Origin of the sequence: Citrobacter sp. wls829 (assembly GCF_005280825.1) — a bacterium.
Lineage (GTDB): Bacteria > Pseudomonadota > Gammaproteobacteria > Enterobacterales > Enterobacteriaceae > Citrobacter > Citrobacter gillenii.
The window spans coordinates 1-19601 of the sequence record NZ_SZWP01000043.1 but is presented as its reverse complement, the minus strand read 5'-3'; the positions used below and the strand labels follow the sequence as shown (position 1 = coordinate 19601).

General features: G+C 53.3%; 18 protein-coding genes. 14 read left to right on the top strand and 4 right to left on the bottom strand.

What is annotated here, in order from left to right; translation table 11 throughout:
- Positions 1 to 41 precede the first annotated feature (41 nt).
- Positions 42 to 2462 carry a glycerol-3-phosphate 1-O-acyltransferase PlsB gene (gene plsB, locus FDW88_RS06175; protein WP_137362220.1) on the bottom strand — a complete coding sequence of 807 codons (2421 nt, stop codon included), beginning with the start codon at positions 2460 to 2462 and terminating at the stop codon, positions 42 to 44.
- A gap of 170 nt (positions 2463 to 2632) precedes the next feature.
- On the opposite strand from plsB, the gene FDW88_RS06170 reads away from it, so the two are divergent.
- From FDW88_RS06170 to FDW88_RS06155, 4 genes are all read left to right on the top strand, one after another.
- Positions 2633 to 3001 carry a diacylglycerol kinase gene (locus FDW88_RS06170; RefSeq protein WP_045438520.1) on the top strand — a complete coding sequence of 123 codons (369 nt, stop codon included), beginning with the start codon at positions 2633 to 2635 and terminating at the stop codon, positions 2999 to 3001.
- Positions 3002 to 3110: 109 nt separating this feature from the next.
- Positions 3111 to 3719 (top strand): transcriptional repressor LexA, encoded by a 609-nt coding sequence (gene lexA, locus FDW88_RS06165; RefSeq protein ID WP_096758720.1) that lies wholly within the window; start codon positions 3111 to 3113, stop codon positions 3717 to 3719.
- Positions 3720 to 3850: 131 nt separating this feature from the next.
- Entirely contained in the window at positions 3851 to 5170 is a 1320-nt protein-coding gene (gene dinF / locus FDW88_RS06160; protein WP_137362219.1) for an MATE family efflux transporter DinF, read from the top strand.
- A gap of 136 nt (positions 5171 to 5306) precedes the next feature.
- Positions 5307 to 5516 carry a CsbD family protein gene (locus FDW88_RS06155; RefSeq protein ID WP_096758718.1) on the top strand — a complete coding sequence of 70 codons (210 nt, stop codon included), beginning with the start codon at positions 5307 to 5309 and terminating at the stop codon, positions 5514 to 5516.
- A gap of 44 nt (positions 5517 to 5560) precedes the next feature.
- Here the strand turns inward: FDW88_RS06155 and zur are convergent, their stop codons facing one another.
- Entirely contained in the window at positions 5561 to 6079 is a 519-nt protein-coding gene (gene zur, locus FDW88_RS06150) for a zinc uptake transcriptional repressor Zur (protein ID WP_137362218.1), read from the bottom strand.
- Between the two features lie 117 nt (positions 6080 to 6196).
- Here zur and FDW88_RS06145 point away from each other — a divergent pair, with 117 nt between their 5' ends.
- The 3 genes from FDW88_RS06145 to pspG all read left to right on the top strand — a co-directional run bounded on the left by FDW88_RS06145 (position 6197) and on the right by pspG (position 8151).
- The gene (locus tag FDW88_RS06145; protein WP_115259704.1) at positions 6197 to 6685 is read left to right on the top strand and encodes a cupin domain-containing protein; all 489 of its coding nucleotides are present in this window, start codon (positions 6197 to 6199) and stop codon (positions 6683 to 6685) included.
- Positions 6686 to 6776: 91 nt separating this feature from the next.
- Complete coding sequence (gene dusA / locus FDW88_RS06140) at positions 6777 to 7775, top strand: tRNA dihydrouridine(20/20a) synthase DusA (protein WP_096758715.1); 999 nt, start codon at positions 6777 to 6779, stop codon at positions 7773 to 7775.
- A gap of 133 nt (positions 7776 to 7908) precedes the next feature.
- Positions 7909 to 8151 (top strand): envelope stress response protein PspG, encoded by a 243-nt coding sequence (gene pspG, locus FDW88_RS06135; protein WP_096758714.1) that lies wholly within the window; start codon positions 7909 to 7911, stop codon positions 8149 to 8151.
- 228 nt (positions 8152 to 8379) lie between these two features.
- Here pspG and FDW88_RS06130 read toward each other — a convergent pair whose 3' ends face one another.
- Positions 8380 to 9363, bottom strand: a complete 984-nt coding sequence (locus FDW88_RS06130; protein WP_115259703.1) for a quinone oxidoreductase — start codon at positions 9361 to 9363, stop codon at positions 8380 to 8382.
- Between the two features lie 61 nt (positions 9364 to 9424).
- Here FDW88_RS06130 and dnaB point away from each other — a divergent pair, with 61 nt between their 5' ends.
- From dnaB to FDW88_RS06105, 5 genes are all read left to right on the top strand, one after another.
- Complete coding sequence (dnaB, locus tag FDW88_RS06125) at positions 9425 to 10840, top strand: replicative DNA helicase (RefSeq protein WP_096758712.1); 1416 nt, start codon at positions 9425 to 9427, stop codon at positions 10838 to 10840.
- A 31-nt stretch (positions 10841 to 10871) separates the two neighbouring features.
- Positions 10872 to 11951, top strand: a complete 1080-nt coding sequence (gene alr, locus FDW88_RS06120) for an alanine racemase (protein ID WP_096758711.1) — start codon at positions 10872 to 10874, stop codon at positions 11949 to 11951.
- Positions 11952 to 12082: 131 nt separating this feature from the next.
- Positions 12083 to 13276, top strand: a complete 1194-nt coding sequence (gene tyrB, locus FDW88_RS06115; RefSeq protein ID WP_117343605.1) for an aromatic amino acid transaminase — start codon at positions 12083 to 12085, stop codon at positions 13274 to 13276.
- A gap of 261 nt (positions 13277 to 13537) precedes the next feature.
- Positions 13538 to 14251 carry an acid phosphatase AphA gene (gene aphA, locus FDW88_RS06110; RefSeq protein ID WP_117343604.1) on the top strand — a complete coding sequence of 238 codons (714 nt, stop codon included), beginning with the start codon at positions 13538 to 13540 and terminating at the stop codon, positions 14249 to 14251.
- A 127-nt stretch (positions 14252 to 14378) separates the two neighbouring features.
- Positions 14379 to 14735 carry an MmcQ/YjbR family DNA-binding protein gene (locus tag FDW88_RS06105; RefSeq protein ID WP_096758708.1) on the top strand — a complete coding sequence of 119 codons (357 nt, stop codon included), beginning with the start codon at positions 14379 to 14381 and terminating at the stop codon, positions 14733 to 14735.
- Between the two features lie 97 nt (positions 14736 to 14832).
- Here FDW88_RS06105 and uvrA read toward each other — a convergent pair whose 3' ends face one another.
- Entirely contained in the window at positions 14833 to 17655 is a 2823-nt protein-coding gene (gene uvrA / locus FDW88_RS06100) for an excinuclease ABC subunit UvrA (RefSeq protein WP_096758707.1), read from the bottom strand.
- 251 nt (positions 17656 to 17906) lie between these two features.
- Here uvrA and ssb1 point away from each other — a divergent pair, with 251 nt between their 5' ends.
- Together ssb1 and FDW88_RS06085 are read left to right on the top strand one after the other, a co-directional pair.
- Positions 17907 to 18440, top strand: coding sequence for a single-stranded DNA-binding protein SSB1 (gene ssb1, locus FDW88_RS06090; protein ID WP_096758705.1), 534 nt, complete (start codon positions 17907 to 17909; stop codon positions 18438 to 18440).
- A 378-nt stretch (positions 18441 to 18818) separates the two neighbouring features.
- The gene (locus FDW88_RS06085; RefSeq protein WP_249354876.1) at positions 18819 to 19601 is read left to right on the top strand and encodes a hypothetical protein; all 783 of its coding nucleotides are present in this window, start codon (positions 18819 to 18821) and stop codon (positions 19599 to 19601) included.

Genomic DNA, 19601 nt, shown 5'->3' with positions numbered 1-19601 from the left:
GATAAAATAAAAACCGGTCATTTCGACCGGTTTTTTTATGCTTACTCGCCCTGTGTGGCGCTCTCGATGGTCAGACGAACATCCGACGTCACCAGTTCGGCCAGCATCTGGTATATCTTCATCGTCTCTTCCGGCTCGGCATCTCCGGTGTCGCTGATGTAGCCTTCGTCACGCAGGGTCAGCACCAGGGAGCTGAACACCGCTTTATCGAAGAATTCCGGTGCGTTGATACCGTGCAGTACGGAAAGACGTTGAGCGACGGTGCGGCTCTCTTTCTCCAGCGTACCGCGGTTAATCGACGGATTCGCGCTCAACAGCCAGAAGGTGATGGCGTAGCGCTGCAGAGTCTCACGCGCACCTGCGGCCAGCAGCTGTAGCGTGCGGGAGCGTGCCGGGTTGATTTGCAGCTCATCGTTTTGCAACGTAATCAGACCCTGACGCTGCATTTCTCCAGCCAGTTCGTCGATCACCCCTGTAAGCTCATCGCGCTCCCAGCGCAGGAACAGCTCGGCTTTCAGCATCGGATACAGCGCATCAATATGCTGCTGCAATGCGACGCGTGAAATCCGGCGATGCTGAGTCACAATCGCCGCCATCAGTGACGGCAGCACCAGCATATGCGCAATATTGTTGCGGTAGTAAGTCATCAATACCGCCTGCTCGCGCGGCAGAATGATGATGTCACCGATGGTATCTTTCTCGACCTCAAACTTGTTCATCTGCAGGGCGTGATCGATAAGCTCACTGGCACTCTGCGTCGGAACCGTTGCATCTGATGCATACGGTACGTTACGCAGCAGGCTGAGGTAGCAATCAAGCTGCTCAGTTAACTGCTCGCGGGTCAGGGAACGCTGGCGGGATGCCAGGAGCGCGGTACAGCACAGGTTCATGGCGTTGGCCGCACCGGCGTTGTTAATGCGCACCATCAGATCGGCGGCAATGTTATTGACCGTCGGCGTCAGCCAGGCAGGGCGAATCGACTCGATAGGATCGATAGACTCACGCCACTCCGGCACGTGCTGGTTGAGGTAGGTCATCAATGGCATCGGTTCGCCAAAGTTGACGTAGCCCTGACCCAGATTACGCAGCTTGCTTAAGCCACGCAGCATCTGCGGCAGGCTCTCTTTCTCTTTTGTCGCGCCACGCAGTTCTTTCGCGTAGGTGCCGACTTCCATCACGTGCTCGTAGCCAATGTAAATCGGCACCAGGGTGATAGGACGCGTACCGCCGCGCAGCATTGCCTGGATGGTCATCGACAGCGTGCCGGTTTTCGGATCCAGCAAACGACCGGTACGTGAGCGCCCACCTTCGACAAAGTACTCAACCGAATAACCGCGGCTGAACAACTCGCCGAGGTATTCGCGGAAGACGGTGGAATAGAGCTTATTGCCCTTGAAGGTACGACGAATAAAGAACGCACCCAGGCGGCGGAAAATCGGGCCAGCCGGCCAGAAGTTCAGGTTGATCCCGGCCGCAATGTGCGGAGGAACCAGCCCCTGGTGATACAGAACGTACGACAGCAGCATGTAATCCATATGGCTGCGGTGGCAGGGGACATAGACAATTTCATGCCCGTCGTGCGCCAGTTGGCGAACGCGTTCTGCATTGTGAACGTTAATACCCTGATACAGTCGGTTCCAGGTGAATCCCAGAATACGGTCGGTCAGGCGGATCATCTCGTAGGAGAAGTTGGCGGCGATCTCTTCCATCAGCGCAATGGCATTTTGCTGCGCTTTTTCGTGGGAGATTTTTTTACTGCGGGCTTCATCTTCTACCGCACGGGCGATTGCTTTCGAGGCCAGCAGCTTATTAAACAGATCCTGGCGGGCAGGGAGGCGCGGGCCAACAGCAGCTAAACGCTGACGGGCAAAGTGCATACGCGCCACGCGCGCCAGTTTCTGGGCGATGATTTTATCCGTACCGTGTTCGTCTGCCATGCGGCGCAGAGAGACCGACGGCGAGAAACGGACAAAACTGTCGCGACCGAGCCAGGAAACGGCGAAGAATTTCTGTACGCCGTTCAGAATGCGTAGCGGCGGGTTGGCTTCACCTTTTTCGCGGCCAGGCGCGCGGCCAAACATCACCGAAACCGGCACCATCTGCACATCCAGGTCAGGATTGCTGCGATGCAGATCGAGATAGTTATGGAACAGCTTGATGGACTCTTCTTTTGGCGTGTAATAGGTGAACACACGCGGACCGCCGTGAATAAACACGTAGCGCGGCAGTAAAGTCCCGTCTATCTCCAGCGGTTCCAGGGGATCGGGAAGATCGTGCGCCAAACATTGGGCACGTAGCGTCAGCAAGTCTGCTTTTGAGTTGTACGGTAGGACGTACATAATGGGACGAGACGTATCGAGTCCCAACTCCGGGGCAGGTTCTGCCGGAATAGACTTGCTTTTTACCAGGACGCTTAATGGTAAATTCAGTAATTTGTAGTAAATTCGTGGCCAGCCGGACATAAACGATGTAAAGCCTCTGGTTAATAATGCAAATGCGCTGCAAGGATATCAGAAAGTTTAGTGAATTTCTGGTGTATCCCGTCATACTTCGCGCTGCTTTGCCACACCCTGAAACAAACGGGGTAACGTTACAATGACATTGACGCTAATAATGTAAAAAGGTTCTTTTGATGGCCAATAATACCACTGGATTCACCCGAATTATCAAAGCTGCTGGCTACTCGTGGAAAGGTTTTCGCGCCGCATGGATAAATGAAGCGGCATTTCGTCAGGAAAGTGTTGCCGTACTGCTGGGCGTCGCCATCGCCTGCTGGCTGGACGTCGACGCCATTACCCGTGTGTTGTTGATTGGTTCAGTAATGCTGGTGATGATCGTTGAAATCTTAAACAGCGCTATTGAAGCAGTGGTCGACCGTATTGGATCGGAGTATCACGAACTTTCCGGTCGAGCGAAAGATATGGGGTCGGCGGCTGTTCTGCTGTCTATTTTTGTCGCCCTGATCACCTGGGGCATCCTGTTGTGGTCCCATTTTCGATAAGGATTCCACAACTTCATAAATCTCCTGTTTTTTGTGCAGTTTGCGGTTCCAAAATCGCCTTTAGCTGTATATACTCACAGCATAACTGTATATACACCCAGGGGGCGGAATGAAAGCGTTAACGGCCAGGCAGCAAGAGGTGTTTGATCTCATTCGGGATCACATCAGCCAGACAGGTATGCCACCGACGCGTGCGGAGATCGCGCAGCGTTTGGGATTCCGTTCCCCAAACGCGGCTGAAGAACACCTTAAAGCGCTGGCGCGTAAAGGGGTGCTCGAAATCGTCTCTGGCGCATCGCGTGGTATTCGTCTGTTGCATGAAGAAGAGGTAGGATTACCGCTTGTAGGCCGCGTTGCTGCAGGTGAGCCGCTGCTGGCGCAACAGCACATCGAAGGCCACTATCAGGTTGATCCATCCCTGTTCAAACCTAATGCTGATTTCCTGCTGCGCGTCAGCGGTATGTCAATGAAAGACATTGGTATTATGGATGGCGATCTGCTGGCAGTGCATAAGACACAGGACGTGCGTAACGGCCAGGTGGTTGTTGCCCGCATTGATGATGAAGTGACGGTTAAACGTCTGAAAAAACAGGGAAATAAGGTCGAGCTTCTGCCAGAAAACAGCGAGTTCAAACCGATCGTTGTCGACCTGCGTGAGCAGAACTTCACCATTGAAGGACTGGCCGTCGGCGTTATCCGTAACGGTGAATGGCTGTAACGGTCTGTTGATTTCCTGTAGGCCGGATAAGACGTTTACGTCGTCATCCGGCAACGTGCCCGGTGGCACTCTGTTTACCGGGCCTGTACGACTTTTTCCAGTATCTCTAACGTCTTCTCAGGCTCTCCTGTATGCCTTTTTTTACCTCCTCTGATAAAGCGCTCTGGCACCTTGCCCTGCCAATGATTTTTTCTAATATCACCGTTCCCCTGCTGGGACTGGTGGATACGGCTGTGATTGGTCATCTGGATAGCCCGGTCTATTTGGGTGGTGTCGCCGTGGGGGCGACGGCAACCAGTTTTCTCTTTATGCTGCTGCTCTTTCTACGCATGAGTACCACCGGACTGACGGCTCAGGCATTTGGCGCAAAAAATCCGCAGGCGTTGGCCCGAGCACTGGTGCAGCCGCTGATTTTGGCTTTGGGGGCGGGGGCGGCAATTGCGCTATTTCGTACGCCGATTATCGATCTGGCGTTACACATCGTAGGGGGGAGCGAAGCGGTACTGGAACAGGCCCGGCGCTTCCTTGAAATCCGTTGGCTCAGCGCGCCTGCCTCGCTGGCGAACCTGGTACTGCTCGGCTGGCTGCTGGGCGTTCAGTACGCGCGAGCACCTGTGATCCTGTTGATTGTCGGCAATATCCTCAACATTGTGCTCGATATATGGCTGGTGATGGGGCTGCATATGAACGTGCAGGGCGCAGCGCTGGCGACGGTGATTGCCGAATATGCCACGTTGCTGATTGGCCTGCTGATGGTGCGCAAGGTTCTCCACCTGCGCGGTGTTTCGCTCATGATGCTGAAACAGGCATGGCGCGGAAACTTCCGCCGTCTGATGGCGCTTAACCGCGACATCATGCTGCGTTCGCTGTTGCTGCAGCTGTGTTTTGGTGCGATTACGGTACTCGGGGCGCGTCTCGGGGGCGATATTATTGCGGTCAACGCCGTTCTGATGACCCTGTTGACCTTCACCGCCTATGCGCTGGACGGATTTGCCTATGCCGTGGAAGCGCACTCTGGTCAGGCTTATGGTGCGCGGGATGGCAGCCAACTGTTGGATGTCTGGCGCGCGGCGTGTCGACAGTCGGGCATTGTGGCGCTCCTTTTTTCACTGGTCTATGCCCTGTTTGGCGAGCACATTATTGCGTCGTTGACCTCACTACCGCAGATTCAGCAACTGGCCGATCGTTACCTTATCTGGCAGGTGGTGTTACCACTGGTGGGCGTCTGGTGTTACCTGTTGGACGGCATGTTTATTGGCGCAACGCGTGCTGCGGAAATGCGTAACAGTATGGCCGTTGCCGCTGCAGGATTCGGCTTAACCTTATTCACGTTACCGCTGTTAGGCAACCACGGTTTGTGGCTGGCACTCGCCGTTTTTCTGGCGCTGCGCGGACTCTCGCTGGCTTTTATCTGGCAGCGTCACTGGCGAAATGGCACCTGGTTTTCCTGACTCGTATGGTTAAAAATTCCGAATAATAAATAGAACTCAGAATCACTGACTACACTTATTCTCACGTCCAGCAAAAACATAGCGTGTCTGGACGCAGCACTCTCGCTATTCACAACCTAACGATGAGGATTTGATGATGAATAAAGACGAAGTCGGTGGTAACTGGAAGCAGTTGAAAGGTAAAGTGAAAGAGCAATGGGGCAAACTGACCGATGATGATATGACGGTCATTGAAGGTAAGCGTGACCAGCTGGTGGGTAAAGTCCAGGAACGTTACGGTTATGCGAAAGATCAGGCGGAGAAAGAAGTGAAGGATTGGGAAACCCGCAACGACTACCGTTGGTAATTATCCCCTCCCGCCTGAATGTACAAGGATGTACGTTCTCTCGCTTAACGCCCGACCTTCTTTTTTACCTGAATCGTATGATCATGCTGGCAGTCGCCAGGATGACGGCAGGCTTCAACTTCCACACAGACCTGACACAGGCCATGCGCTTCAATTACGTTATGACGTAGGGCAAAGCCCATTTTGGCCGCCAGCGTATGCATGATGTCTTCCACGCCTTCCGCACACTCTTCTTTCACCACGCCGCAGCGGTCACAAATGAACATCGCGGAACTGTGGGTGGGCTGATCGAGCAGATGGCAAAGCACGTAGCTGTTGGTGGATTCTACCTTGTGGACAAAACCTTGTTCGAGCAGAAAATCGAGCGCACGATAGACGGTTGGCGGTTTAGCCTGTGGTTCAGTTTCCCGTAATAAATCCAGCAGGTCATATGCGCTGATTGCCCCTTCCTGGAGGCTCATCAGGCGCAGCACTTCGAGGCGTTGCGGCGTGAGTCGCACGTTACGTTGCGCACAGAGTTTTTCAGCGTGAGCCAGCAACTCCTGCGTAGGGGTTCTTTCCATTTTTGCGCCTCGATTTGCGTGGAAGGTTAATCCCTTACTTTATCATGTTCTGCATAAAACGCCGAGATCAGCCGTGGTGTGCTATACCTGACGCATCGCAATACTGGAAAATATAAAATGAAAAGACCGGATTGTATTCGCCACTGGCGTGAGGTGGAGGGGGCTGACGACGCTACCTATCCCGGAAGCGATGAGCTGTTTTCTATCGGCGCACCGCTTGCTCGTAAGCTGGGCTTGGGTCGCCTCGGCATTCACCATGAACGCCTGCCTCCGGGCCGTCGCACCTCGTACCCTCACGCCGAAAGCGACGAAGAAGAGTTTATCTACGTGCTGGAAGGGTATCCGGAGGCCTGGATTAACGGCTATTTATGGAAGCTGGAACCGGGGGATAGCGTCGGATTTCCAGCGGGAACCGGCGTGTGTCACACCTTTATCAATAACACCAGTGAAGAGGTGCGACTGCTGGTCGTCGGCGAGGCAAATAAAAAATTCAATCGTATCTATTACCCACTGAATCCGGTGTATGCGGCCACGCGCGAGGATCGCTGGGTTGACCATCCACCACAGTTTTTTGGTTCCCACGACGGTAAACCCGGATCGAAATAGCATGAGGGGGGCCGTGACGATGTGGCTCACTATCGTCACGGTCTATGCTATAGTGGCGCCCCTTTTTTAACCGGATGCTTAATTATTCGCCATGCTGCCTGAATCTCAGTCCACCGCTTTCCCTGCACATCGTTTTTCTATCGCGCCGATGCTCGACTGGACGGACAGACACTGCCGCTACTTTTTGCGCTTACTGTCCAGCCAGACGCTGCTCTATACGGAGATGGTAACCACCGGGGCAATCATTCATGGTAAAGGCGACTATCTGGCGTATAGCGACGAAGAGCATCCGATAGCCTTACAGCTTGGTGGTAGCGACCCGGCCGCGTTGGCACAGTGTGCGAAGCTGGCGGAAGCACGGGGCTATGACGAGATAAACCTCAACGTGGGCTGTCCCTCTGATCGCGTACAAAACGGGATGTTTGGTGCCTGCCTGATGGGCAATGCGCAGCTGGTTGCCGACTGCATCAAGGCGATGCGCGATGTGGTATCGATTCCGGTGACGGTCAAAACCCGTATTGGCATTGATGACCAGGACAGCTACGAATTTCTGTGTGATTTCATCAACACGGTCTCCGGCAAAGGAGAATGTGAGATGTTTATCATTCATGCGCGCAAGGCCTGGTTGTCCGGGCTGAGCCCGAAAGAAAACCGTGAAATCCCACCGCTGGATTACGCCCGCGTGTACCAACTGAAGCGTGATTTCCCGCAGTTGACCATGTCGATCAACGGCGGCATTAAATCGCTGGAAGAAGCGAAAGCGCACCTTGAACATATGGATGGCGTGATGGTGGGACGTGAAGCCTATCAGAACCCCGGTATTCTGGCGTCCGTGGATCGCGAAATTTTCGGTTCAACGGGTGCTGACGTGGACCCTGTTGCCGTGGTGCGCGCCATGTACCCGTATATTGAACGGGAACTGAGCCAGGGAACGTATCTGGGACATATTACCCGCCATATGCTGGGGCTGTTCCAGGGCATTCCGGGCGCGCGTCAGTGGCGTCGTTACCTGAGCGAAAATGCGCACAAAGCCGGTGCGGATATCAACGTGCTGGAACATGCGTTGAAGCTGGTAGCAGACAAACGTTAATTGTTCACCAAAAGTTAGTCAATTTCACCACGCCCTGCGCACTGTCGCGGGGCGTTTTCTTTATAAATCAATCAATTAATTCTGGCATGATTTTTGTAATGGTTTAAGCAGAAATTCATTATGGGAGAGCATCATGCTGGAACTACTTTTTGTGATTGGCTTTTTTGTCATGCTGATGGTCACCGGCGTGTCGCTGCTGGGGATTCTGGCTGCGCTGATGGTGGCGACCGCCGTGATGTTCCTCGGCGGGATGTTTGCGCTGATGATTAAACTGCTGCCATGGCTGTTATTGGCTGTCGCCGTGGTGTGGGTTATCAAGGCCATAAAAGCGCCAAAAGTCCCGCACTATCAGCGCAATAACCGTCGATTTTACTAAGGTATTGAGCGGTACATCACAACCTGCAACATTGCCTTTAGAACCAAATAGGAATTGATTATTAAATCTGTCACTATTGCGCGGTTAACGAATTCATCGAGCTGTACCCTACATACAGCCGAACTAAAAAAAGAAAGGGCTTCCTACGGGAAGCCCTAATTCTTTTCTTCCCCGTCATAATTCAAACCGCAGGCGTATTGGCTGCTTGAATTATTTAAGGGAGAAGTTTCACGGGATCAGCAAACTCGACCCCTGCGTGGCCCGGCTTTCCAGTACTTCATGCGCCCGCTGGGCATCTTTTAACGCAAACGTCTGACCTTGCGCGATATCGACTTTAATCACGCCGCTGGCAATCAGTGAAAATAGCTCATTACTGGCTTCGGTCAATTCATGGCGGTTGGTGATGTAACCCTGCAGAGAAGGGCGTGTGGCGTACAGCGAGCCTTTCTGGTTCAGAATGCCTAAGTTAACGCCGGTCACCGGCCCGGAAGAATTACCAAAACTCACCATCAATCCCCGGCGTTGCAGGCAGTCCAGCGAGGCTTCCCAGGTGTCTTTACCCACCGAGTCATAAACTACCCGGACTTTTTTACCGCCCGTAATTTCTTTAACCCGCTCGACAATGCTCTCTTCGCGATAGTTAATCACCTGCCATGCGCCGGCCTGTAATGCAATTTGCGCCTTTTGCGCAGTGCCGACGGTACCAATTAGCTTCGCCCCCAATGCTTTTGCCCACTGGCAGGCAATCAGACCAACGCCGCCTGCGGCGGCATGGAACAGAAACGGCTCGTCAGGCTGGATTTCATAGGTTTTACGCAACAGATAGAAAACGGTTAACCCTTTCAGGTAGGACGCGGCAGCCTGCTCAAACGAGATGGCATCCGGTAAAATGGCGGCTTTATCGGCGGGGACATTATGTACGGAACTGTAGGCGCCGAGCATTGACTGGGCGTAGACCACGCGATCGCCAACGCTGATGTGGGTTACTTTGCTACCGACTTTGCTGACCACGCCGGCCGCTTCGGTGCCGAGTCCGCTGGGCAGAGAAGGGGGCGGATACAGTCCGCTGCGGATGTAGGTATCGATATAATTGATGCCAATCGCTTTGTTTTCGACCTGGATTTCATGCTCGGTCGGATCAACGGGCGTAAAGTCCACAGCCTTCAGTACGTCAGGGCCGCCGTGCTTGTGAAATTCAATACGTGTTGCCATGCTTCCTCCAGAAATGTGGTAATCTTTCGACCCAATCATTATCTCGGTAACTCCATTCACTATGGCAGGAAATAAACCCTTCAACAAACAACAGACTGATGCTCGTGACCGCGATCTGCAGGTCGCCGGGCTGAAAGTACCGCCGCACTCGATTGAAGCGGAACAGTCGGTGTTGGGCGGTTTAATGCTGGATAACGAACGCTGGGACGATGTTGCCGAGCGTGTCGTCGCGGAGGATTTTTACACCCGACCGCACCGGCATATCTTCACCGAAATGCATCGTTTGCAGGAGATGGGCAAACCCATCGATCTGATAACCCTGGCCGAGTCGCTGGAAGTGCAGGGGCAACTCGACAGCGTCGGCGGTTTTGCCTATCTGGCTGAGTTATCTAAAAATACGCCAAGTGCGGCGAACATAAGCGCCTATGCGGATATCGTCCGCGAACGCGCCGTCGTGCGCGACATGATTTCGGTAGCCCATGAAATCGCGGAGGCCGGATTTGATCCGCAAGGGCGTTCCAGTGAAGATTTGCTGGATCTCGCGGAATCCCGCGTTTTTAAAATCGCCGAAAGCCGCGCCAATAAAGACGAAGGCCCGAAAAATATTACCGAGGTGCTCGACGCCACCGTCGCGCGCATCGAACAGCTGTTCCAGCAGCCGCATGACGGCGTCACCGGGGTGAATACCGGCTACGACGACCTCAACAAAAAGACTGCCGGTCTACAGCCGTCGGACCTGATTATCGTCGCCGCGCGTCCGTCGATGGGTAAAACGACGTTTGCAATGAACCTCGTCGAAAATGCGGCGATGTTGCAGGATAAGCCGGTACTTATCTTTAGTCTTGAAATGCCCTCCGAACAGATCATGATGCGTTGTCTGGCATCGCTGTCGCGCGTAGACCAGACCAAAATCCGTACCGGTCAGTTGGATGACGAAGACTGGGCGCGAATTTCCGGCACCATGGGGATCTTACTGGAGAAACGAAACATCTACATTGATGACTCCTCCGGCCTGACGCCCACGGAAGTGCGTTCGCGCGCACGCCGTATCGCCCGTGAACACGGCGGTATCGGACTGATTATGATCGACTACCTGCAGCTGATGCGGGTGCCGTCGCTCTCCGATAACCGTACGCTGGAAATTGCTGAAATTTCGCGCTCGCTGAAATCATTAGCAAAAGAACTGCATGTGCCGGTGGTGGCGCTGTCGCAGCTTAACCGCTCTCTGGAACAACGCGCCGACAAGCGTCCGGTCAACTCGGATCTCCGTGAATCGGGGTCTATCGAGCAGGATGCCGACTTAATCATGTTTATTTATCGTGACGAGGTTTATCACGAAAACAGCGACTTAAAAGGCATCGCGGAAATTATTATTGGTAAGCAACGTAACGGCCCAATCGGTACGGTGCGCCTGACGTTTAACGGCCAGTGGTCACGCTTCGATAATTATGCCGGACCACAGTATGACGATGAGTAACGCTCCGTCGTCCATTTATTAAGGAATTCAAATGCAAGCGGCAACTGTTGTCATTAACCGCCGCGCTCTGCGACACAACCTGCAACGTCTGCGTGAACTGGCACCTGCCAGTAAACTGGTTGCGGTGGTGAAAGCGAACGCTTACGGCCATGGTCTGTTAGAGACCGCGCGAACGCTCCCTGATGCGGACGCTTTTGGTGTCGCTCGTCTTGAAGAAGCTCTGCGACTGCGCGCGGGTGGGATCACGCAACCCATCCTGCTATTGGAGGGTTTTTTCGATGCCTCCGATCTGCCGACCATCTCCGCACAGCGGCTGCATACTGCCGTGCACAATGAGGAGCAGCTTGCGGCGCTGGAAGCGGCTGAACTGGCGGAACCCGTCACCGTCTGGATGAAGCTCGACACCGGGATGCACCGTCTGGGCGTACGTCCGGAGCAGGCTGAGGCGTTTTATCAACGCTTGACCCACTGTAAAAATGTGCGTCAGCCGGTCAACATCGTCAGCCACTTTGCCCGTGCAGACGAACCCGAATGCGGCGCGACGGAAAAGCAGCTTGAGATCTTCAATCACTTTTGTGAAGGCAAGCCGGGACAGCGTTCTATTGCCGCATCTGGCGGTATCCTGCTGTGGCCGCAGTCCCATTTCGACTGGGCGCGTCCGGGGCTAATTCTGTATGGCGTATCGCCGCTGGAGAATCATTCCGCCGGGACTGATTTTGGCTGCCAGCCGGTGATGTCGCTCACCTCCAGCCTGATCGCCGTGCGCGAGCACAAAGCGGGCGAACCTGTTGGCTATGGTGGAACGTGGGAAAGCGCGCGTGACACGCGCCTGGGCGTGGTGGCGATGGGCTATGGCGACGGGTATCCGCGTGCGGCGCCGTCCGGCACGCCGGTACTGGTCAATGGTCGGGAAGTGCCGATTGTTGGTCGTGTGGCAATGGACATGATCTGCGTTGATTTGGGACCAGAAGCGCAGGAAAAAGCCGGCGATCCGGTGATTCTGTGGGGCGATGGTCTGCCCGTTGAACGCATTGCCGAAATAACGAAAGTAAGTGCTTACGAACTTATCACGCGCCTGACATCAAGGGTAGCGATGAAGTACGTGGACTGAATCTGGCTGTCTGCCGGATAAAGCGGTTCTGCCGCCATCCGGCAATAATCCTCTCAACATCCTCTCGATCTTCTCCCGCTTCCGGTTTATTGTGTTCTTATCCCCTGTCTGTAAACCTGGAGAACCACCACGTGTTTCAAAAAGTTGACGCCTACGCCGGCGACCCGATTTTATCGCTCATGGAGCGCTTCAAGGAAGATTCACGTCGTGACAAAGTGAATCTCAGCATCGGTCTGTATTACAACGAAGACGGGATAATCCCTCAGCTTAACGCCGTAAGCGAAGCGGAAGCCCGGCTCAATGCTCAGCCGCAGGGTGCGTCGCTGTATTTACCGATGGAAGGCCTGAACAGCTATCGCCACACCATTGCGCCACTACTGTTTGGTGCAGAACACCCGGTTCTTCAGCAGCAGCGCGTGGCGACGATTCAGACGCTGGGAGGATCAGGTGCGCTAAAAGTAGGTGCGGATTTTCTGAAGCGTTACTTCCCTGATTCTGGCGTCTGGGTCAGCGATCCGACATGGGAAAACCACATCGCGATTTTTGAAGGGGCTGGATTCGAAGTAAGTACTTACCCCTGGTATGACAACACGACTAACGGCGTGCGCGTCAACGACCTGCTGGCAACCTTGAACACCTTACCGGCACGCAGCATTGTACTGTTGCATCCGTGCTGCCATAACCCGACCGGTGCGGACTTGACGCCCGCGCAGTGGGATGCGGTTATCGAGATTCTGCAAGCGCGCGATCTAATCCCTTTCCTTGATATTGCCTATCAGGGATTTGGCGCGGGAATGGAAGACGACGCCTATGCGATCCGCGCCATTGCCAGCGCTGGATTGCCTGCCCTGGTCAGCAACTCGTTCTCTAAAATTTTCTCTTTATACGGTGAGCGTGTCGGCGGCCTTTCCGTGGTGTGCGAAGACGCCGAGACTGCGGGTCGCGTGCTGGGGCAGTTAAAAGCCACGGTGCGTCGTAACTACTCCAGCCCACCTAACTTTGGTGCGCAGGTAGTTGCCGCCGTGCTGGGCGATGATGCGCTTAAAGCCAACTGGCTGGCGGAAGTAGAAGCGATGCGTACCCGCATCCTGGCGATGCGTCAGGAATTGGTCAATGTTCTCCATGCCGAGATACCGGGCCGTAACTTTGACTACCTTCTGCAACAGCGCGGTATGTTCAGCTATACCGGGTTGAGTGCCGCCCAGGTCGATCGCCTGCGTGATGAATTCGGGGTTTACCTGATCGCCAGCGGCCGCATGTGCGTCGCCGGGTTGAATCACGGTAACGTCCAGCGTGTGGCAAAAGCGTTTGCTGCTGTCATGTAACCGGATTTGTCATTTCTCGCACAGTGATGCCGGATGGCGGCGTAAACGCCTTATCCGGCCTACAAAGCATTGGATTTTTCGTTTGTAGGCCTGATAAGCGTCGCGCCATCAGGCACGCTTTTTCTGTGTGATCATCCTCTTTTTCTGTAACAAAACGAGAGAAACCCCTTCCTTTCACCTTCCCCAGGGGGTAAGGTCAGATAGTTTTTTGACCAGTTGTTAATAAAAAAATGATAACTAGCTGACTACTTAGGGAAAAATATGCGCAAGATTACGTTGGCACTTAGTGCCGTTTGCTTATTGTTCACGTTAAACCATTCCGCCCAGGCTTTAGTTTCTTCCCCCTCGCAGCTTAATCCAGGCACTAACGTTGCAAAACTCGCTGAGCAGTCTCCGGTTCACTGGGTCTCTGTTGCTCAGATTGAAAACAGCCTGACCGGACGCCCGCCAATGGCAGTCGGATTCGATATTGATGACACCGTTCTTTTTTCCAGCCCGGGTTTCTGGCGTGGCAAAAAAACCTGGTCCCCGGAGAGTGAGGATTACCTGAAGAATCCGGCGTTCTGGGAAAAAATGAACAATGGCTGGGATGAATTTAGTATTCCAAAAGAAGTCGCGCGTCAGTTGATTGATATGCATGTTCGTCGCGGTGACAGCATCTTCTTTGTCACGGGACGTAGCCCGACAAAAACCGAAACCGTGTCTAAAACACTGTCCGATAACTTCCACATTCCATCCGCTAATATGAATCCGGTTATCTTTGCCGGTGATAAAGCCGGGCAGAACACCAAAACACAGTGGTTACAGGATAAAAACATCCGCATGTTCTACGGCGATTCCGACAATGACATCACCGCCGCGCGCGACGTAGGTATTCGCGGTATTCGCATTTTGCGCGCCTCCAACTCCACCTATAAACCACTGCCGCAGGCCGGGGCATATGGCGAAGAGGTGATTGTAAACTCAGAATACTGAGGGTACAGGTTCTTTATTGGTGATTTTTTAAACAAATTTGCGTTGCTGGCTTTTACCTTTGGCAGAGTTGCTGCACACTGAGTAAAAGATGTTCTCATTAGGCGAGCTGCTGGTAAGGGGAATAAAGATGACGAACTCGGAGTTGCTGCAATACTGCATGGCGAAAACAGGTGCCGAACAGAGCGTGCACAGCGACTGGAAAGCCACGCAAATTAAAGTCGAAGATGTGCTTTTTGCGATGGTAAAAGAGGTGGAAGAACGCCCTGCTGTGTCGCTGAAAACCAGCCCTGAACTGGCCGAGTTATTGCGCCAGCAGCATAGCGATGTCCGGCCAAGCCGGCATCTTAATAAGGCGCACTGGAGCACGGTGTACCTGGATGGTTCGCTGCCAGATTCACAAATTTACTATTTGGTGGACGCCTCATATCAACAGGCTATCAAGACGCTGCCGGAAGATAAACGCAGGATGTTGGCGCAGTTCTGAGCCTTTTTGCCGGATGCGGCGTAAGCGCCTTATCTGGCCTACAACCCAATACGTCTATCCTGTAGGCCCGATAGCTTGCGCCATCGGGCATGAGTAACTACAGCAGTGGTTTGAGGAAGCGGGCGGTGTGTGAGGCTTCACACTCTGCAACCGTTTCCGGCGTACCGGCAACCAGGATTTCTCCGCCGCCGCTACCCCCTTCCGGACCGAGATCGACAATCCAGTCGGCCGTTTTAATCACGTCCAGATTATGCTCAATGACCACGATGGTGTTGCCCTGATCCCTGAGCTGGTGCAGCACGTCCAGCAACTGCTGAATATCCGCAAAGTGCAGACCGGTAGTCGGCTCATCGAGGATGTACAGCGTTTGTCCTGTACCGCGTTTTGATAACTCACGCGCCAGCTTCACGCGCTGGGCCTCGCCGCCAGAAAGGGTTGTTGCGGACTGCCCAAGGCGAATATAAGTCAAGCCAACGTCCATCAGCGTTTGCAGTTTACGCGCCAGCGCCGGGACGGCATCAAAGAACTCACGCGCCTCTTCAATGGTCATATCCAGCACTTCGTGGATAGTCTTGCCCTTGTACTTGATCTCCAACGTTTCGCGGTTATAGCGCTTGCCTTTGCACTGGTCACACGGCACGTAGATATCCGGCAGGAAGTGCATCTCAACTTTGATTACGCCGTCGCCCTGACAGGCTTCACAACGTCCACCGCGCACGTTAAAGCTGAAGCGCCCTGGCGTGTAGCCGCGCGCGCGTGATTCCGGCACGCCAGCAAACAGTTCGCGGACGGGTGTAAATACGCCGGTATAGGTTGCCGGGTTGGAACGTGGCGTACGACCAATGGGGCTCTGGTCGATGTCGATAACTTTATCGAAATGCTCCAGCCCCTGAATGTCGCGATAAGGTGCAGGTTCAGCCAGCGTAGCGCCGTTGAGCTGGGTCTGAGCAATCGGGAACAGCGTGTCGTTTATCAGCGTTGATTTACCGGAACCGGATACGCCGGTAATACAGGTAAACAGGCCAACCGGCAGCGTCAGGGTGACATCTTTCAGGTTGTTGCCGCGCGCACCGGTGAGCTTCAGCACTTTTTCCGGGTTAGCGGGCACGCGTTGTTTCGGCACTTCAATCTTGCGCTTGCCGCTCATATACTGGCCGGTCAGTGACTCAGGCACTGCCATAATGTCATTGAGCGTACCCTCCGCCACCACCTGTCCACCGTGGACGCCCGCGCCTGGACCGATATCGATCACATGGTCAGCGGCGCGAATCGCATCTTCATCGTGCTCAACCACAATCACGGTATTACCCAGATTGCGCAGATGGATAAGCGTACCCAGCAGGCGTTCGTTATCGCGCTGGTGCAGACCGATGGACGGTTCATCCAGCACGTACATTACGCCGACCAGGCCCGCACCGATCTGGCTTGCCAGACGGATACGCTGGGCTTCGCCGCCGGAGAGCGTTTCGGCCGAACGCGACAGCGTCAGGTAGTTCAGACCGACGTTAACCAGGAACTTGAGGCGGTCGCCAATCTCTTTAAGGATTTTCTCCGCAATCTTCGCCCGTTGACCGGCAAGTTTGAGATTGTTGAAGAAATCCATCGCATGACCGATGCTCATGTCAGAAATAGTAGGCAGCGGTGTGTTCTCAACAAACACGTGGCGCGCTTCACGACGCAGGCGCGTGCCTTCACAGCTGGCGCACGGTCGGTTGCTGATGAACTTAGATAATTCTTCGCGTACCGCGCTGGATTCCGTCTCTTTATAACGGCGCTCCATATTGTGCAGCACACCTTCAAACGGGTGACGACGTACGGAAGTATCACCGCGGTCGTTCATATATTTGAATTCGATATTCTCTTTGCCGGAACCGTACAGCACCACTTTGTGAACCGTTGGGTTCAGGCTGGCCCATGGGGCTTCTATGTCGAACTTATAATGTTCTGCCAGTGACTTAAGCATCTGGAAGTAATAGAAGTTACGGCGATCCCAGCCACGGATCGCGCCGCCAGCCAGCGACAGCTCTGGGTTTTGGATCACGCGGTCAGGGTCGAAATACTGCTGCACGCCGAGACCGTCGCAGGTAGGACATGCGCCCGCCGGGTTATTGAACGAGAACAAGCGAGGTTCCAGCTCGCGCATGCTGTAGCCGCAAATTGGGCAGGCAAAGTTGGCGGAGAAGAGCAGCTCCTCCGCTTTCGGGTTGTCCATATCGGCAACCACCGCCGTGCCACCGGAGAGATCCAGCGCGGTTTCAAAAGACTCCGCCAGACGCTGTGACAGGTCGTCACGGACTTTAAAGCGGTCGATGACCACTTCAATGGTATGTTTCTTTTGCAGCTCCAGCTTTGGCGGATCGGACAGGTCACACACTTCACCATCAATACGGGCGCGGATATAACCCTGGCTTGCCAGATTCTCCAGCGTTTTCGTGTGTTCGCCTTTGCGCTCTTTGATGATAGGTGCCAGCAGCATCAGGCGCTTGCCTTCCGGTTGTGACAGCACGTTGTCCACCATCTGGCTAACGGTCTGCGCTGCCAGCGGTACGTCGTGATCCGGACAGCGCGGCTCACCGACGCGGGCAAACAGCAGGCGCAGGTAGTCGTGAATTTCGGTAATGGTGCCTACCGTGGATCGCGGGTTATGGGATGTCGATTTTTGTTCAATTGAGATGGCTGGCGACAGCCCCTCAATGTGGTCGACATCCGGTTTTTCCATCAGCGACAGGAACTGACGCGCATACGCGGAAAGCGATTCAACGTAACGACGCTGCCCTTCGGCATACAAGGTGTCGAAAGCCAGCGAGGATTTGCCTGAGCCCGAAAGCCCGGTGACGACAATCAGCTTGTCGCGCGGGATGACGAGGTTGATGTTTTTGAGATTATGGGTGCGGGCGCCCCGAACTTCGATCTTATCCATTCATCTTTCCCGGATTAAACGCTTTTTTGCCTGGCTGCATGGTGCTACCGGCGATCACAAACGGTTAATTATGACACAACCTGACCTGAATGGATATACAGTATTGGAATGCAAGACGCAGGTGTCTGTGTAACAATGTCTGGCTGAGGTTGTTTACTGGAATCCACCTCTCAACGTAGTAAAAGCGCTATTGGAAATGCTACAATCCCGCGCTTACACTTATTAAGAAACGTTTTTCAGGAGACACGATCATGGCCAGCAGAGGCGTAAACAAGGTGATTCTCGTCGGTAATCTGGGCCAGGACCCGGAAGTACGCTATATGCCGAATGGTGGTGCAGTTGCCAACATTACGCTGGCTACTTCCGAATCCTGGCGTGATAAAGCGACCGGCGAGATGAAAGAGCAGACTGAATGGCACCGTGTTGTGCTGTTTGGCAAACTGGCGGAAGTCGCCAGCGAATATCTGCGCAAAGGTTCTCAGGTCTACATTGAAGGTCAGCTGCGCACCCGCAAATGGACCGATCAGTCAGGTGTCGAGAAGTACACGACTGAAGTTGTTGTGAACGTCGGCGGCACCATGCAAATGCTGGGTGGTCGTCAGGGCGGCGGTGCACCGGCGGGCGGTAATGCAGGTGGCGGTCAACAGGGTGGTTGGGGTCAGCCTCAGCAGCCGCAGGGTGGCAACCAGTTCAGCGGCGGTGCACAGTCTCGTCCGCAGCAGTCCGCTCCGGCAGCGCCGTCTAACGAACCGCCAATCGACTTTGACGACGACATTCCGTTCTGATCGTGATTTAACGATTATTACCGTAATGAATGAAAAGCCCCATTTAAAATGGGGCTTTTTTGTATTTGACGATCTTCTCACATATAATATTCGAATATTTTGTAAGGAAAAAGCGAAATATAATCATTGTTTATAATTAATATTTTAATATATGCACTTAATAATATTGATAGTAGTCAAGGTTAAATAAACTATTGCGAAGTTATTTATTTCATGATTCAAAAAATATTGACAGCGTGATGTACCGCATTAAATAATGCTCTGAGATTGTCAATTCATCATTGATACAAGTGTATTGCTCTCCGATCTCTTTTTATTAATGAGGATTTGATAGTCGTCTTGATATTTCTATATTCTTTTGTACTTCGGAGTCTATATATGTATCAATGGAAGAATAACGCTAAGGTAATATTGCCTTTAGCCTTGTCGGTGAGTATTAGTAATGCGCTATATTCTGGGGCAGCATTCGCTAAAGATTATACACTGAACTATATCGGTAAGGACCCCGAGCTCCCTGGTATCAGCATCAAAGATACGATTGCCGGCGACAACAACTACGATTTTACGGTTAAAATTGATAATCCTGTGCGAGGCGAAGGTAACGGTCTTGAGGTCAAGATTGGCAACATCACGAGTGATCAGGGCGGTGAGTATCATATTGGTAATTACAACGTCAATATTAGCGGGACCACGGAGCAGGAGCATCGTGCCGGGTTAGCCTTCTTTGGGTTGTCTGCAGAAGGCAGTGACACCAAAGTGACTGTCGACAATTTTAGTCTTAAAAATAATTTCCTAATTGGCAATAAGTACACACACAACAATACTGCGTTATATGTAGGCGGTGGCGCGGATGTGTCTGTGAACGGCAATGTGTACATTCGTTCTGAAGTTGAGCACACCAAACAGGGCGAAGATGCAACGCTGGCTAATAACGGAGTCTATGCTCGGGGTGCGGGTTCAACCATTACGGCAAACGGTGGCGATGTTTACATTAATACCTATGCCAGTAACTTTAAAGAACTCCTGGAGAACAATAGCGGTTACCCGGAAGGCTCATCAAAAAGTGATGCGGTCAGTGCTAAAGACGGTGGTGTCGTTAATATTAATCAGGCTGGAGGCAACAAGGTTAATCTATTAGGGAAGGTGCGAACAAGTTCCTGA